This is a genomic window from Pantoea sp. Tr-811 (assembly GCF_011752535.1).
Lineage (GTDB): Bacteria > Pseudomonadota > Gammaproteobacteria > Pseudomonadales > Pseudomonadaceae > Aquipseudomonas.
In genome coordinates this window covers 140,533-155,071 of record NZ_VWXJ01000010.1, presented here as the reverse complement: position 1 = coordinate 155,071, position 14,539 = coordinate 140,533, and the positions used below count along the sequence as shown (strand labels likewise).

Sequence of the window (14,539 nt, the reverse complement as noted above, 5' to 3'; positions counted from 1 at the left end):
GTAGCGGATGAAGATCATCATCCTCGGTGCAGGGCAGGTGGGCGGTACGCTGGCGGAGCACCTGGCCAGCGAGGCCAACGACATCACCGTGGTCGACACCGATGGCGACCGCCTGCGCGACCTGGGCGACCGCCTGGACATCCGCACCGTGCAGGGCCGCGGCTCGCTGCCCACGGTGCTGCGCCAGGCCGGTGCCGACGACGCCGACATGCTGGTGGCAGTGACCAACAGCGACGAAACCAACATGGTCGCCTGCCAGGTGGCCTACACACTGTTCCACACCCCGACCAAGATCGCCCGGGTGCGCGAGTCGGCCTACCTGACCCGCGAGGAGCTGTTCGACAACGACCATATCCCGGTCGATGTGCTGATCAGCCCCGAGCAGGTGGTGACCAACTACATCAAGCGCCTGATCGAACACCCAGGTTCCCTGCAGGTGATCGACTTCGCCGAGGGCAAGGCCCAGCTGATGGCGGTCAAGGCCTACTACGGCGGCCCGCTGGTGGGCCAGCAACTGCGCCAGATCCGCGCCCACATGCCCAACGTCGACACCCGCGTGGCCGCGATCTTCCGCCGCGACCGGCCGATCACCCCACGCGGCGACACGGTGATCGAGGCCGACGACGAGGTGTTCTTCATTGCCGCCAAGAAAGACATCCGCGCGGTGATGGGCGAGCTGCGGCGCATCGACGAAACCAACAAGCGCGTGGTGATCGCCGGGGGCGGGCAGATTGGCGAACGCTTGGCAGAGGCCATCGAAAGCCGCTACCAGGTGAAGATCATCGAGATGAGCCCGGCGCGTTGCCGGCACCTTTCCGACACCCTGGAAAGCACCGTGGTGCTGCAGGGCAGCGCCTCGGACAAGGACCTGATGCTCGAAGAGAACATCGCTGATGCCGACATCTTCCTGGCCCTGACCAACGACGACGAGGCCAACATCATGTCGTCGCTGCTGGCCAAGCGCCTGGGTGCGCGCAAGGTGATGACCATCATCAACAACCCGGCCTACGTCGACCTGGTGCAGGGCGGCGACATTGACATCGCCATCAGCCCGCAGCTGGCCACCATCGGCACCTTGCTGGCGCACGTGCGCCGTGGCGATATCGTCAGCGTGCACTCACTGCGCCGCGGGGCGGCCGAGGCCATCGAGGCGGTGGCGCATGGCGATGCGAAGTCGAGCAAGGTGGTGGGCAAGGCTGTGGAAAACATCGCCCTGCCGCCAGGCACCACCATCGGCGCGATCATCCGCGACGAGGAAGTGCTGATCGCCCACGATGACACGGTGATCGAGTCGGGTGACCATGTGATTCTGTTCGTTGTGGATAAAAAGCATATTCGGGATGTGGAGAAGCTGTTCCACGTCGGCTTGAGTTTCTTCTAAGGGGAAGAGGGCATGCGCGAATCGCTGGAAAAGATGCTGGCCAAGGGTGTGGATAACCCGTTGCTGCGGTTTGGCCTGGGCAAGGCCTGGCTGGACGAGGGCAATGGCGCAGAGGCTGCGGTGCACCTGGCACGCTGCGTGGAGCAGGACCCGAAGTATTCGGCGGCGTGGAAGCTGCTGGGCAAGGCGTATCAGTTGGTCGGTGACCTGGCGGCGGCGCGCAAGGCCTGGGAGGACGGGATCGTGGCGGCCCAGGCCCATGGCGACAAGCAGGCCGAGAAAGAGATGACCGTGTTCCTCAAGAAGCTCAACAAAACCTCAAGCTAACGCAATCCCTGTGGGTCACATCAATCCCTGTAGGAGCGAGCCTAGCTCGCGATGGGCTGCAAAGCAGCCCCGGCAATGTTGGCTGCGAAGCTGAGAACCTGGGGCCGCTACGCGCCCCATCGCGAGCAACGCTCGCTCCTACAAAGTCCCTGCCAACACAGGCGGTATTGGTCTCAATACCAGCGCGGCTCGCCGGCCGGGCGCTTCTTGAAGCGCTTCATGCTCCACATGTACTGGCTCGGGTACTCGCGCACATAGCGCTCGACCACCTTGCTCATGGCCGCCGCCGATACGTTCACGTCGGTGCTGTACATCTCTTCCGGCGCCGCCTCCAGGAACACCTTGAAGCCCGACCCGTCCGGCAGCCTCAGGGCATGCAGGAACACCCCCACCGCCTTGCCACCCGCCAGCATGTTCGGCACGAACTTGCTGGTCAGCGCCTGGGTGCCGAGAAACGGCACGAACACCCCAGCCGATTCCGCCGGCTCTGGGTCGGCCGGAATGCCCACCTGGCCACCACGGCGCACTTCCTTGATGACGCTCAGGATGCCTTCCTTGGTCGACGGCGCCACACGGTTGCCCATCTGCACCCGCTGCTCGCGCAGCAGGTCATCCACCGCCTTCAACTTCGGCGGGCGGTAGAAGATGATCGGTTTGCACTGGTTGCAATAGAAGTGGTTCAACACCTCCCAGTTACCCAGGTGGCTGGTGATGCCGACCACGCCCTTGCCCGAGGCCAGGGCCTGCTCCAGCACTTCCAGGCCGTGCACTTCCTTGACCAGGTCCAGCGAACGCTGGGGCGGCCAGATCCACGCACAGGCACTTTCGACGAACGATTTGCCGATATCTTTCAGCGCACGGCCCACCAGCTGTTCGCGCTCGGCCGGGTCCATCTCCGGGAAGCACTTGGCCAGGTTGATGCGCACCACATTGCGCGAGCCGTTGGGCACTTTCCACATCAGCCAGCCGATACCGGCGCCAACGCGCTGCACAGCGCCCCAGGGCAGCTTGGCAAACAGGCGCAGCACCCCGACCATCAGGGCGCCCTTGAACTTTTCCACAGGCGAATTCCTTATTTCAGCAAGGCGGGCATTGTAACCCCTCAGCGCTGCAAGGCGGCGTAGCGATCGCAATCGGTGGTGTGGTCCATGACCATGCCGGTGGCCTGCATGAAGGCGTAGCAGATGGTAGGGCCGACGAAGGTGAAGCCGGCCTTGCGCAGCGCCTTGCTCATGGCGGTGGCTTCTTCGGTCACCGCCGGCACCTCGCCGCGGCCCTGGAAGTGGTTGATCTTCGGCTCACCGCCGACGAACGACCACAGCCACTGGGCAGGGTTATCCACAGCCAGCCAGGCCTGCGCATTGCGCCGCGCGGCCTTGAGCTTGAGGCGGTTGCGGATGATGCCGGCGTCCAGCATCAGCTCCTCGATGCGCTCATCGCTCATCTGCGCCAGTTTCACCGGGTCGAAGCCATGCATCACCTCGCGGTAGCGCTCGCGTTTACGCAATACGGTGATCCATGACAGCCCCGCCTGGAACCCTTCGAGCAAAAGCATCTCGAAGAGCAACGCCGGGTCGCGCTGTGGCGTTCCCCATTCCTGGTCGTGGTAGGCCTGGTACAACGGATCGTCGGTACACCAAAAGCAGCGTGGCATAAGGCTCCAATGAGTAGAGGGCGAGGCGAATCAGGTTATACTCCCGCTCTTTACATCCGCATCCCCAGATACAGGTGAATTTCGTGAGCCAGCCTACGCCAGCCGTGCGTACCTTCCAAGACCTGATCCTCGCCCTGCAAAACTACTGGGCAGCTCAAGGTTGTGTGGTGCTTCAGCCCTACGATATGGAAGTAGGCGCCGGCACTTTCCACACCGCTACATTCCTGCGCGCCGTGGGCCCAGAAACCTGGAACGCCGCCTACGTGCAGCCCAGCCGTCGCCCTGCCGACGGGCGGTATGGCGAGAACCCCAACCGCCTGCAGCACTACTACCAGTTCCAGGTGGTACTCAAGCCGAACCCTGCCAACTTCCAGGAGCTGTACCTCGGCTCGCTGAAAGCCATCGGCCTGGACCCGCTGGTACACGACATTCGCTTCGTCGAAGACAACTGGGAATCGCCGACCCTGGGCGCCTGGGGCCTGGGCTGGGAAATCTGGCTCAACGGCATGGAAGTCACCCAGTTCACCTACTTCCAGCAGGTAGGCGGCATCGAGTGCTACCCGGTCACCGGTGAAATCACCTACGGCCTGGAGCGCCTGGCCATGTACATCCAGGGCGTCGACTCGGTGTACGACCTGGTGTGGGCCGACGGCCCGTTCGGCAAGGTGACCTATGGCGACGTGTTCCACCAGAACGAGGTGGAGCAGTCGACCTACAACTTCGAACACGCCAACGTCGAGAAACTGTTCGAACTGTTCGATTTCTACGAAAGCGAAGCCAACCGCCTGATCAAGCTGGAGCTGCCGCTGCCGACCTACGAAATGGTCCTGAAGGCCTCGCACACCTTCAACCTGCTGGACGCCCGCCGCGCCATCTCGGTAACCGAGCGCCAGCGCTACATCCTGCGTGTCCGTACCCTGGCCCGGGACGTGGCGCAAAGCTATCTGCAAGCCCGCGCACGCCTGGGCTTCCCGATGGCTACCCCTGAACTGCGTGACGAAGTGTTGGCGAAGCTGGAGGCTGCACAATGAGTGCTCAAGATTTCCTGGTAGAACTGGGCACCGAAGAGCTGCCACCCAAGGCCCTGGCGAGCCTCGGCGACGCCTTCCTGGCCGGTATCGAGAAAGGCCTGCAGGCCGCTGGCCTGAACTACACCGGCAAGCAGGTGTACGCCGCCCCGCGCCGCCTGGCCGTGCTGATCCGCCAGCTCGACGTGCAGCAGCCAGACCGCAGCATCAACATCGACGGCCCACCCCTGCAGGCGGCTTTCAAGGACGGCGAGCCGACCCAGGCTGCCCTGGGCTTCGCCAAGAAGTGCGGTGTAGAGCTGGCTGAAATCGACCAGAGCGGCCCTAAGCTGCGCTTTTCCCAGCACATTCCGGGCAAGTCCACCGCCAGCCTGCTGCCGACCATCGTCGAAGACTCGCTGAACGACCTGCCGATTCCCAAGCGCATGCGCTGGGCCGCCAGCCGTGAAGAATTCGTGCGCCCAACCCAGTGGCTGGTGATGCTGCTGGGCGACCAGGTGGTCGACTGCACCATCCTGTCGCAGAAGGCTGGCCGTGAATCCCGTGGCCACCGCTTCCACCACCCGGAAAACGTGGTGATCACCACCCCGGCCAACTATGTCGAAGACCTGCGCAAGGCCTACGTGCTGGCCGACTTCGCCGAGCGCCGCGAGCTGATCAGCAAGCGTACCGCAGAGCTGGCCATGCAGCAGGAAGGCACGGCCATCGTGCCACCGGCGCTGCTGGACGAAGTGACCGCCCTGGTCGAGTGGCCAGTGCCGCTGGTGTGCTCGTTCGAGGAGCGTTTCCTGGAAGTGCCGCAGGAAGCCCTGATCACCACCATGCAGGACAACCAGAAGTACTTCTGCCTGCTGGACAGCGAAGGCAAGCTGCTGCCGCGCTTCATCACCGTGGCCAACGTCGAGAGCCGTGACCCCAAGCAGATCGTGCAGGGTAACGAGAAGGTCGTGCGCCCACGCCTGACCGACGCCGAGTTCTTCTTCAAGCAGGACAAGAAGCAGCCGCTGGAAACCTTCAACGAGCGCCTGAAGAACGTGGTGTTCCAGGCCCAGCTGGGCACTGTCTATGACAAGGCCGAGCGCGTTTCCAAACTGGCCGCCTTCATTGCCCCGCTGATTGGCGGCGACGCCCAGCGCGCTGGCCGCGCCGGCCTGCTGTCCAAGTGCGACCTGGCCACCGAGATGGTGGGCGAATTCCCTGAAATGCAGGGCGTTGCCGGTTACTACTACGCACTCAACGACGGCGAGCCGCAAGACGTGGCCCTGGCGCTGAACGAGCAGTATATGCCGCGCGGTGCTGGCGCCGAGCTGCCGCAGACCGTTACCGGTGCTGCCGTGGCCATCGCCGACAAGCTCGACACCCTGGTCGGCATCTTCGGCATCGGCATGCTGCCTACCGGCAGCAAAGACCCGTACGCCCTGCGCCGTGCCGCCCTGGGCGTGCTGCGTATCCTGATCGAGAAGCAACTGGACCTGGACCTGACCGGTGCGGTCGAGTTCGCGGTCAAGCAGTTCGGTGCCAAGGTCAAGGCCGCAGGCCTGGCCGAGCAGGTGCTGGAGTTCATCTTCGACCGCCTGCGTGCACGTTACGAAGACGAAGGCATCGACGTGGCCACCTACCTGTCGGTGCGCGCCCTGAAGCCGGCCTCGGCCCTGGACTTCGACCAGCGCGTACAAGCGGTGCAGGCGTTCCGCAAGCTGCCGGAAGCCGAAGCCCTGGCCGCGGTGAACAAGCGCGTGTCGAACCTGCTGAGCAAGGCCGAAGGCGCCATCGCCGAACAGGTCGAGCCGAAGTATTTCGACAACGCCAACGAGTTCTCCCTGTACTCGGCCATCCAGCAGGCCGACCAGGCCGTGCAACCGATGGCTGCCGCTCGCCAGTACAGCGAATCGCTGGCCCGCCTGGCGGCCCTGCGTGACCCGGTCGACGCCTTCTTCGAGGCGGTGATGGTGAACGCCGAAGACGCCAAGGTCCGTGCCAACCGTTATGCCCTGCTCAGCCGCCTGCGCGGCCTGTTCCTGGGCGTGGCCGACATTTCGCTGCTGGGGTAAGCCTTGAAACTGCTGATTCTCGACCGTGACGGGGTGATCAACTACGACTCCGACGCCTACATCAAGACGCTGGACGAGTGGGTTCCCATTCCGGGCTCGGTCGAAGCGATCGCGCAGTTGAGCAAGGCGGGCTGGACGGTGGCCGTGGCCACCAACCAGTCCGGCATCGCCCGTGGCTACTACTCGCTGGAAACCCTCGAGGCCATGCACGCGCGCCTGCGCGCGTTGGTGGCCGAGCAGGGCGGCGAGGTGGGCCATATCGTGTATTGCCCGCACGGGCCGGATGAAGGCTGCGATTGCCGCAAGCCCAAGCCCGGCATGCTGCGGGCGATTGCCGCGCATTACCAGGTGGCCCTTGAAGGTGTCTGGTTCGTCGGCGACAGCGCAGGTGACCTGGCCGCCGCCCTGGCCGTCGGTGCACAACCCGTGCTGGTGAAAACCGGCAAGGGCGAGCGGACCCTGGAAAAAGGTGTCCCGGAAACTACACTGATTTTCGACGATCTGGCAGCCATCGCCAGAGAAATAATTTAAACATTAATGCGCCCCCGGGCGCATTTTTCCTAGGCGGGCACGCCCCGCAACGGTATTAGCCACTATGTCGATCCTGCAGGCGATCAGAATCTTTCTTTTTTACCTGCTGCTGGGCACCAGTTCGCTGCTGTGGTGCTCGCTGAGCTTCTTCGTCGCGCCTTTCCTGCCGTTCCCCAAGCGCTACAAGTTCATCAACGTCTACTGGTGCCGCTGCGCGGTGTTCCTGACCCGCACCATTCTCGGCATCGACTACAAGGTGACCGGCGCCGAAAACGTGCCGGATGAGCCGTGCGTGATCCTGTCCAACCACCAGAGCACCTGGGAGACGTTCTTCCTGTCGCAGTATTTTTCACCGCTGAGCCAGGTGCTCAAGCGCGAACTGCTGTACGTGCCGTTCTTTGGCTGGGCCATGGCCATGCTGCGGCCTATCGCGATCAACCGCGACAACCCCAAGGAAGCGCTGCGTCAGGTGGCCAGCAAGGGTGACGAACTGCTCAAGCAGAAAACCTGGGTGCTGATCTTCCCGGAGGGCACGCGGGTGCCGTTCGGTACGGTAGGCAAGTTCTCCCGTGGCGGCACGGCGCTGGCCGTGAACGCCGGGTTGCCGGTACTGCCGATTGCCCACAACGCCGGCAAGTTCTGGCCCAAGACGGGCTGGGGCAAGCGTTCGGGCACCATCGAGGTGGTGATCGGCAAGCCGATGTATGCCGAGGGCACCGGGCCACGGGCCATTGCCGAGCTCAACGACCGTGCTGCGGCTTGGAACGAAGCCACGCAGCGGGCCCTGGGGTCGCTGCCGCCGGTGGGTGAAAAACCGCAGGAACAGACCGCCTGAATATCTGTGGATAACTTGTGAGCAGTTTTTTCGGGGAATACTTGAAGTCGACGCTAAGTGCATGAATTAGCTGTTTATTTCTGTGTATGACATTTTTCTTAAAAGCGTGCATAAGTTTTTTCAGGGCATAAGAAAACCGGCTTTTACAGCCGGTTTTTTTGTTTGCAGGGTATCGCGAGCTTTGCTCGCTCCTACAGGGACGTCTATGTCTGCTTAGACCTTGTCGATATCCACATCCTTGGTTTCTTTCAGGCAGAAAATGCCCACCACCAGGCTGATGCCGGTCACCAGCACCGGGTACCACAGCCCATAGAAGATATCCCCGGTGTACACCACCAAGGCGAACGACACGGTTGGCAGGAAACCACCGAACCAACCGTTGCCGATATGGTAGGGCAGCGACATGGAGGTGTAGCGGATGCGGGTTGGGAACAACTCCACCATCACCGCCGCCAACGGCCCGTAGGTCATGGTCGCAATCAGGATCATGGCCACGATCAACACCACCACCATCACCTGGTTGACCTGCGCCGGGTCCGCCTTGGCCGGGTAGCCGGCCTGTTCCACGGCGGCGCGCATGGCCGCTTCGTCGAAGCCATTGATGGTTTTGTCGCCAATGTTCACCACCACACCGCTACCGGCCACGCTCACCGAGCTGTAGGGCAGGCCCTGCTTGACCAGGAAGGTCTTGACCTTGTCGCACGGGCTGTCGAAGCGCGCCTTGCCCACGGGGTCGAACTGGAAGGTACAGCCTTGCGGGTCGGCGGTGACCACGATGGGTGCCTGGCGGCTGGCGGCGTCGATCTGTGGGTTGGCGTAATGGCTCAGGGCCTTGAACATCGGGAAGTACAGCACCGTGGCCAGCAGCAGGCCGAGCATCAGGATCGGCTTGCGGCCGATACGGTCCGACAGCCAGCCGAAGAACACGAAGAACGGCGCGCCGATCACCACGCTGATAATCAGCAGGGTGTTGGCCTGGGCCGGGTCCATTTTCAGCATCTGGGTGAGGAAGAACAGCACGTAGAACTGCGCCGTGTAGAAGGTTACCGCTTGCCCGGCATTGATGCTGAACAGGGCGGTCAGCACCACCTTGAGGTTGGGCCAGGAGGTGAACGACTCACGGATCGGCGACTTGCTGACCTTGCCCTGGGCCTTCATTTTCACGAAGGCCGGCGACTCGTGCATGCTCATGCGAATCCAGGTAGAAATCGCCAGCAGGATGATCGACAGCAGGAACGGCAGGCGCCAGCCCCAGGTTTCGAACTGGTCGCCGCTGATGTAGCGGCTGCCCAGCACCACCAGCAACGACAGCAACGACAGCAGCAGGCCAAGGGTGGCGGTGGACTGGATGAAACCGGTGTGGAAACCGCGCTTGCCGGGCGGCGCATGTTCGGCAACGTAGGTGGCCGCACCGCCGTATTCCCCGCCCAGCGCCAGCCCCTGGAGCATGCGCAGGATCACCAGGATGATCGGTGCAGCGATGCCGATGCTGGCGTAGGTGGGCAGCAGGCCCACGGCGAACGTCGACAGGCCCATCAGCACGATGGTCACCAGGAAGGTGTACTTGCGCCCGATCATGTCGCCCAGGCGGCCAAACACCAAGGCACCGAACGGTCGCACCAGGAAGCCCGCAGCAAAGGCCATGAGGGCGAAGATGAAGGCAGTGGTGTCATTCACCCCGGCGAAGAACTGCTTGCTGATGACTGCAGCCAGGGCGCCATAGAGAAAAAAGTCATACCACTCGAACACCGTCCCGAGGGATGACGCGAAAATGATCTTGCGTTCTTCACGACGGCTGGCGCTGCTGGCCGTCGCACCCTGCTCTTGGATGTAATCCGACATCATTGCTGTCCTCGGCCCGCAGGCCACAGTGATTATTCTTGTTGTTCCACTGTCGGCAGCTTCTGACCGCGAGCCGCCGGTGTTGCACGCTCCCCGGTCAGGGGGTCGGTACTGCGTCTTCGTTGAGGGAGGTCTGGGCCGGGGCTCCTTTGAGGATCAGCTGCGCCGCCTTTTCGGCGATCATCAGGGTGGGGGAACAGGTATTGCCGGAGGTGATCTGCGGCATGATCGAGGCATCGGCCACGCGCAGGCCGGGAATTCCGTGCACGCGCAGCTGGTTATCCACAACGTCCATCGGCGTATTGCCCATGCGGCAGGTGCCCACCGGGTGGAAGATGGTGGTGCCGATCTTGCCGGCTGCGTCGAACAGGTCCTGTTCGGTTTGCAGCGCCGGGCCTGGCAGGTACTCCTGGGGGGCAAAGGCGGCGAGGGCAGGGGCCTGGACAATCCGCCGGGTGAGGCGAATGGCGTCGGCGGCAACGCGCAGGTCTTGAGGGTCGCTCAGGTAGTTGGGGTCGATCAGTGGCGCGCTGTTCATGTCCGCACTGCGGATGTCGATGCGCCCGCGGCTGGCCGGGCGCAGGTTGCACACCGAGGCGGTGAAGGCCGGGAACTGATGCAATGGCTCGCCGAAGCGTTCCAGCGACAGGGGCTGCACGTGGTACTGCAAGTTCGGCGTCGCCTGCTCCGGGCTTGAGCGCACGAAGGCGCCCAACTGGCTCGGCGCCATGGCCAGCGGGCCGCTACGGTCGTAGGCGTAGCGCAGGCCCATGCCCAGCTTGCCCCACAGGCTGTTGGCCATCTGGTTGAGGGTGCGGGTGTTGCGAATCTGGTAGATCAGGCGCAGTTGCAGGTGGTCCTGCAGGTTGCCGCCCACCCCGGGCATGTCGTGACGCACACCGATGCCCAGGCTTTCGAGCAACTTGCGCGGGCCGATGCCGGAGCGCTGCAGGATACCGGGCGAACCCACGGCCCCCGCGCAGAGGATGATTTCGCGGCGTGCACCGAATTCATGCCAGGCGCCTTGCCACCAGGCCTTCACCGCCCGGGCGCGGGTGTTGTTGAGCAGCACCTGGTCGACCTGCACGCCGGTCAGCACGGTGAGGTTCGGGCGGCCCTTGATTGGCCGCAGGAAAGCTTTGGAAGCATTCCAGCGCACGCCGCTGCGCTGGTTGACCTGAAAGTATCCACAGCCCTGGTTGTCGCCGGTGTTGAAGTCGTCGACCTTGCCAATCCCGCTTTGCTCGGCAGCGTCGCGGAAGGCATCGAGGATCGGCCAGCTGTAGCGCTGGCGCTCGACCCGCCATTCACCGGCGCCGCCGTGGTGCGCGCTGGCGCCGGCGAAGTGGTTTTCGCTGGCCTTGAACAGTGGCAGCAAATCATTCCAGGCCCAGCCGTCATTGCCTTGGGCGGCCCATTGGTCGTAGTCGGCGGCCTGGCCGCGCATGTAGATCATGCCGTTGATGGAAGAACAGCCGCCCAGCACCTTGCCCCGTGGATACCCCAGGGCACGGCCGCCAAGGCCAGGTTGCGCTTCGGTCGTGAAGCACCAGTCGGTGCGGGGGTTGCCGATGCAGTAGAGGTAACCGACCGGAATATGAATCCACGGGTAGTTGTCGCGGCCACCGGCCTCTAGCAGCAGGACGCGGCAGGCAGGGTCGGCGGACAAGCGATTGGCCAGCAGGCAACCGGCGGGACCGGCACCCACGACCACGTAGTCGAAGACAGGATCGGCTGATGGCATGTGCAACCTCGCGCCTGATTATTATTCTTGTCCCGGTTCATCTTAGTGCGTAATTTCGTCATGCAAACACGTGATTTCGCGCAGCCGTTGTGCGTTTTAGCACAGCGGGAAGCCTGTACCGGCCTCTTCGCGGGCAAGCCCGCTCCCACGGGCTTGCCCGCGATAGGGCCGGTAAGAACAGCCAAAAGGATCAGCATGTTCGACTGGAACGATCTGCGGTTTTTCCTGGAATTGCAGCGCAGCGGCCGCCTGCTTACGGCAGCCAAGCGCCTTAACACCACCCACAGCACTGTCGCTCGGCATATCGAAAGCATCGAGAAAAGCCTGGGCACTCCACTGTTCGTGCAGCATGCCCAGGGCTATGAACTGACACCTTCGGGCCAGGCCCTGCTCAAGCATGCCGAAGCCATGGAAAACGTCGCCTTGCTGGCCCAGGAAGAAATCACCCAGGCCATCACCCCGCTGGGCAAGATCCGCCTGGGGGTCACCGAAGGCATTGGCATCATGTTCTTCACCCCACGCATGAACGAACTGTTTGCCCGCTACCCAGGCCTTGAGGTGGAGCTGGTGGCCGTGCCGCGCTTTGTCAGCATCCTCAACCGCGAGGCCGAGATCAGCATTCACCTGGAGCGCCCCAATGCCGACCTGCTGATTACCCGCAAGCTCACCGACTACCGCCTGGCGCTGTACGCCAGCCAAAGCTACCTGGACCGCGCAGCGCCGCTGCGCAACCGCGAAGACCTGGCCCGGCATAGCTGGATAGGCTACGTGGACGACCTGCTGTTCAGCCAGGAACTGCTGTTTCTCAACAGCTTCTGCCGGGCGCCCAACGTGGTGTTTCGCAGCACCAGCGTGATCGCCCAGCAGGCCGCCGCCCGCGCCGGCCTGGGTATCGCCGTGCTGCCCAACTACATGGCCCGTCACGACCCTACCCTGGTGCGTGTGCTGCCCAGCGAAACCATCCAGCGCAGCTACTGGATCTGCACCCGTCGTGAACTGCACAAGTCGGTGCGCTTGCGGGTAGTGTGGGACTACCTGCTGGCGCTGTGCGCAGCAGAGCAGGACGCGCTGCTAGCCGAGTAGCGCCTTGCCGGCCAGTAGCACCGCCGCCAGCCAGCCGGCGACGGCGAACAGTTGCTGCAGCCGTGGCCCGGCAATCTTCGCCGCCAATGGCCGGGCCAGCAGCAGCCCGGCAACCGCACCGACGGCGAAGGGCGCGCCGATCCGCCAGTGCATGACCCCGGCCAGGCTGGCGCTGACAACACTGCCGGTGGACACCAGAGCGATGACGGCCAGCGAGGTGGAGACGATGCTTTTCATGCGCAAGTTGGTGTAGCGGTTCAGGGCAGGAATGATGACGAAGCCGCCGCCTACGCCCAGCAGCCCCGACAACAACCCCGACATAACCCCGGTGAACGCCAGCGCCCTGGCGCAGGGGAGGGTCCAGCGCAAGCGGCCCTGCAAGGGGTTCAGCACGCAGGGTTCGATGAAGCGGTGCGCGTCGTTCGCTTCGCCGCGCAATTCCTTGGCCGCCTTGCGCCAGATGCGCAGGCAGGCGTACACCAGCACCCCGGCGAACACCAGCGCCAGCGGCGTATTGGGCAAGCGATGGGCAAGCATCAGGCCGAACGGCGCGGCGGCTATCCCAATCAAGGCAATGAACAGCGCGGCGCGGTAGCGCACCAGCCCTTCGCGCAGCCCCAGCAGCGCGCCCACCGCTGCAGCCATGCCAACGGCAAGCAAGCCGATCGGCGCCGCTTCCACCATCGTCAGGCCAAGGCCGAACACCAACAACGGCACAGCAAGAATGCCGCCGCCGGCGCCGGTCAATGCCAGCACTGCGCCAATGATCGCGCCCAGCCCAGCGCCCAGCAGTTGATGTTCGATCACTGCTCGGCCTCGGTGAACAAAGGCTGTGGCCGCGCCAGCCACTCACGTCCTTTGAGCATGGCCTGCCAGTACAGCGGCGGCAGTACCTTGGCCTTGAGCAGCCAGGCCAGGCGGGTGGGCTTGCAGCCATCGAGCAGCCAGCGCGGAAAACTCGGCGCCAGCTTGCCACCGTAGGTGAACTCGGCAAGCACGATCTTGCCGCGCTCGACGGTCAGCGGGCAGGAACCATAGCCGTCGTACTGGGCCAGGGTTGGCAAGCGGCCTAGGGCGACCAGCACATTATTGGCAACCACCGGCGCCTGCTTGCGCGCCGCTGCAGCGGTTTTGGCGTTGCTGGTGCTGGCGACATCACCCAGGGCATGGATATTGGCGAACCTGCGGTGGCGCAAGGTATGCGGGTCGACATCGACCCAGCCGGCGGCATCGGCCAGGGGGCTGGTGCGAATGAAGTCTGGGGCCACCTGTGGCGGAACGACGTGCAGCATGTCGAAGGCTTCGCTACGGGTCTCACTGCTGCCATCGGCCAGCGTACGCACGAAGGTGGCGCGCCGGTTGGGGCCATCTACCGCGACCAGGCGTTGGCTGTAGTTGAGGTCGACGCCATATTTGTCGATGTAGGCCATCAGTGCCGGCACGTAGTCTGGGATCCCGAACAGCACGGCGCCGGCATTGAAGAAGCTGGCTTTCACATCACCCAGCTGGCCATTACGCAGCCAATGGTCGCAGGACAGGTACAACGCCTTCTGCGGCGCACCGGCGCACTTGATGGGCATGGGCGGTTGGGTGAACAGGGCACGGCCCTGCTTGAGTGCCTGCACCAGTTCCCAGGTGTAGGGCGCCAGGTCGAAACGGTAGTTGGAAGTGACGCCGTTGCGGCCGAGGGTATCACTAAGCCCGTCGATGGCATCCCAGTCGAGCTTGAGCCCAGGGCAGACCACCAATTGTTGGTAACCAAGGGTACGGCCGCCTTCGAGGGTGACCTGCTGCGCCGCAGAATCGAACCCCTGGACCCGTGCCTTGATCCAGCACACGCCTGGTGGAATGACCGATGCCAAGGTGCGGGCGGTGCTTGGCGCTTCGAACACGCCCGCTCCGACCATCGTCCAGCCGGGCTGATAGTAGTGCACATCGCCTGGGTCGATCAGGGCAACGTCCAGCGTTGGGTCGCGGGCGATCAGGCTGGAGGCAGTGGCGATACCGGCGGCACCGGCACCGACGATGACCACCTGGTGGTGGTCGGTATTGGCAGGCATGGC

The 14,539-nt window shown here is 63.8% G+C and carries 13 protein-coding genes; 7 read left to right on the top strand and 6 right to left on the bottom strand.

Features of this window, described 5'->3' with window-relative positions; translation table 11 throughout:
- The first annotated feature begins 7 nt into the window (after positions 1 to 7).
- Positions 8 to 1,381, top strand: coding sequence for a Trk system potassium transporter TrkA (gene trkA, locus F3J44_RS16815; protein ID WP_167274208.1), 1,374 nt, complete (start codon positions 8 to 10; stop codon positions 1,379 to 1,381).
- Between the two features lie 12 nt (positions 1,382 to 1,393).
- Positions 1,394 to 1,708, top strand: a complete 315-nt coding sequence (locus F3J44_RS16810; protein WP_110638922.1) for a tetratricopeptide repeat protein — start codon at positions 1,394 to 1,396, stop codon at positions 1,706 to 1,708.
- Positions 1,709 to 1,881: 173 nt separating this feature from the next.
- Here the strand turns inward: F3J44_RS16810 and F3J44_RS16805 are convergent, their stop codons facing one another.
- A complete protein-coding gene (locus F3J44_RS16805) occupies positions 1,882 to 2,769 on the bottom strand; it encodes a lysophospholipid acyltransferase (RefSeq protein ID WP_027917130.1) in 888 nt (295 codons plus the stop codon).
- Positions 2,770 to 2,810: 41 nt separating this feature from the next.
- The gene (locus tag F3J44_RS16800; protein WP_167063752.1) at positions 2,811 to 3,362 is read right to left on the bottom strand and encodes a DNA-3-methyladenine glycosylase I; all 552 of its coding nucleotides are present in this window, start codon (positions 3,360 to 3,362) and stop codon (positions 2,811 to 2,813) included.
- A 104-nt stretch (positions 3,363 to 3,466) separates the two neighbouring features.
- Here F3J44_RS16800 and glyQ point away from each other — a divergent pair, with 104 nt between their 5' ends.
- The 4 genes from glyQ (at position 3,467) to F3J44_RS16780 (ending at position 7,807) form a co-directional block, all read left to right on the top strand.
- Entirely contained in the window at positions 3,467 to 4,393 is a 927-nt protein-coding gene (glyQ, locus tag F3J44_RS16795; RefSeq protein ID WP_370526384.1) for a glycine--tRNA ligase subunit alpha, read from the top strand.
- Positions 4,390 to 6,441 carry a glycine--tRNA ligase subunit beta gene (gene glyS, locus F3J44_RS16790; RefSeq protein ID WP_167274205.1) on the top strand — a complete coding sequence of 684 codons (2,052 nt, stop codon included), beginning with the start codon at positions 4,390 to 4,392 and terminating at the stop codon, positions 6,439 to 6,441. Before glyQ ends, glyS begins: the two co-directional genes overlap by 4 nt.
- A gap of 3 nt (positions 6,442 to 6,444) precedes the next feature.
- Positions 6,445 to 6,972 (top strand): D-glycero-beta-D-manno-heptose 1,7-bisphosphate 7-phosphatase, encoded by a 528-nt coding sequence (gene gmhB / locus F3J44_RS16785; protein WP_167274203.1) that lies wholly within the window; start codon positions 6,445 to 6,447, stop codon positions 6,970 to 6,972.
- A 64-nt stretch (positions 6,973 to 7,036) separates the two neighbouring features.
- Positions 7,037 to 7,807 (top strand): 1-acyl-sn-glycerol-3-phosphate acyltransferase, encoded by a 771-nt coding sequence (locus F3J44_RS16780; RefSeq protein WP_167063746.1) that lies wholly within the window; start codon positions 7,037 to 7,039, stop codon positions 7,805 to 7,807.
- A 213-nt stretch (positions 7,808 to 8,020) separates the two neighbouring features.
- Here F3J44_RS16780 and F3J44_RS16775 read toward each other — a convergent pair whose 3' ends face one another.
- The gene (locus F3J44_RS16775; protein ID WP_167274200.1) at positions 8,021 to 9,649 is read right to left on the bottom strand and encodes an MFS transporter; all 1,629 of its coding nucleotides are present in this window, start codon (positions 9,647 to 9,649) and stop codon (positions 8,021 to 8,023) included.
- Positions 9,650 to 9,746: 97 nt separating this feature from the next.
- A complete protein-coding gene (locus tag F3J44_RS16770; protein WP_167274198.1) occupies positions 9,747 to 11,393 on the bottom strand; it encodes a GMC family oxidoreductase in 1,647 nt (548 codons plus the stop codon).
- Positions 11,394 to 11,588: 195 nt separating this feature from the next.
- Here F3J44_RS16770 and F3J44_RS16765 point away from each other — a divergent pair, with 195 nt between their 5' ends.
- A complete protein-coding gene (locus tag F3J44_RS16765; RefSeq protein WP_167274195.1) occupies positions 11,589 to 12,476 on the top strand; it encodes a LysR family transcriptional regulator in 888 nt (295 codons plus the stop codon).
- Here the strand turns inward: F3J44_RS16765 and F3J44_RS16760 are convergent.
- Positions 12,465 to 13,283, bottom strand: coding sequence for a sulfite exporter TauE/SafE family protein (locus F3J44_RS16760; protein WP_167063735.1), 819 nt, complete (start codon positions 13,281 to 13,283; stop codon positions 12,465 to 12,467). The two genes, F3J44_RS16765 and F3J44_RS16760, sit on opposite strands and share 12 nt — an antisense overlap.
- Positions 13,280 to 14,536: an FAD/NAD(P)-binding oxidoreductase gene (locus F3J44_RS16755; protein ID WP_167274192.1), complete on the bottom strand. Its 1,257-nt coding sequence runs from the start codon at positions 14,534 to 14,536 to the stop codon at positions 13,280 to 13,282. The genes F3J44_RS16760 and F3J44_RS16755 overlap by 4 nt, the downstream gene beginning before the upstream one ends.
- Positions 14,537 to 14,539 lie beyond the last annotated feature (3 nt).

Bases quoted from the DNA above. Each gene is read 5' to 3' on its own strand.
- F3J44_RS16780 (WP_167063746.1), top strand. From the start codon at position 7,037: ATGTCGATCCTGCAGGCGATCAGAATCTTTCTTTTTTACCTGCTGCTG.
- F3J44_RS16810 (WP_110638922.1), top strand. From the start codon at position 1,394: ATGCGCGAATCGCTGGAAAAGATGCTGGCCAAGGGTGTGGATAACCCG.
- F3J44_RS16755 (WP_167274192.1), bottom strand. From the start codon at position 14,536: ATGCCTGCCAATACCGACCACCACCAGGTGGTCATCGTCGGTGCCGGT.
- trkA (WP_167274208.1), top strand. From the start codon at position 8: ATGAAGATCATCATCCTCGGTGCAGGGCAGGTGGGCGGTACGCTGGCG.
- F3J44_RS16775 (WP_167274200.1), bottom strand. From the start codon at position 9,649: ATGTCGGATTACATCCAAGAGCAGGGTGCGACGGCCAGCAGCGCCAGC.
- F3J44_RS16765 (WP_167274195.1), top strand. From the start codon at position 11,589: ATGTTCGACTGGAACGATCTGCGGTTTTTCCTGGAATTGCAGCGCAGC.
- F3J44_RS16800 (WP_167063752.1), bottom strand. From the start codon at position 3,362: ATGCCACGCTGCTTTTGGTGTACCGACGATCCGTTGTACCAGGCCTAC.
- glyS (WP_167274205.1), top strand. From the start codon at position 4,390: ATGAGTGCTCAAGATTTCCTGGTAGAACTGGGCACCGAAGAGCTGCCA.
- F3J44_RS16770 (WP_167274198.1), bottom strand. From the start codon at position 11,393: ATGCCATCAGCCGATCCTGTCTTCGACTACGTGGTCGTGGGTGCCGGT.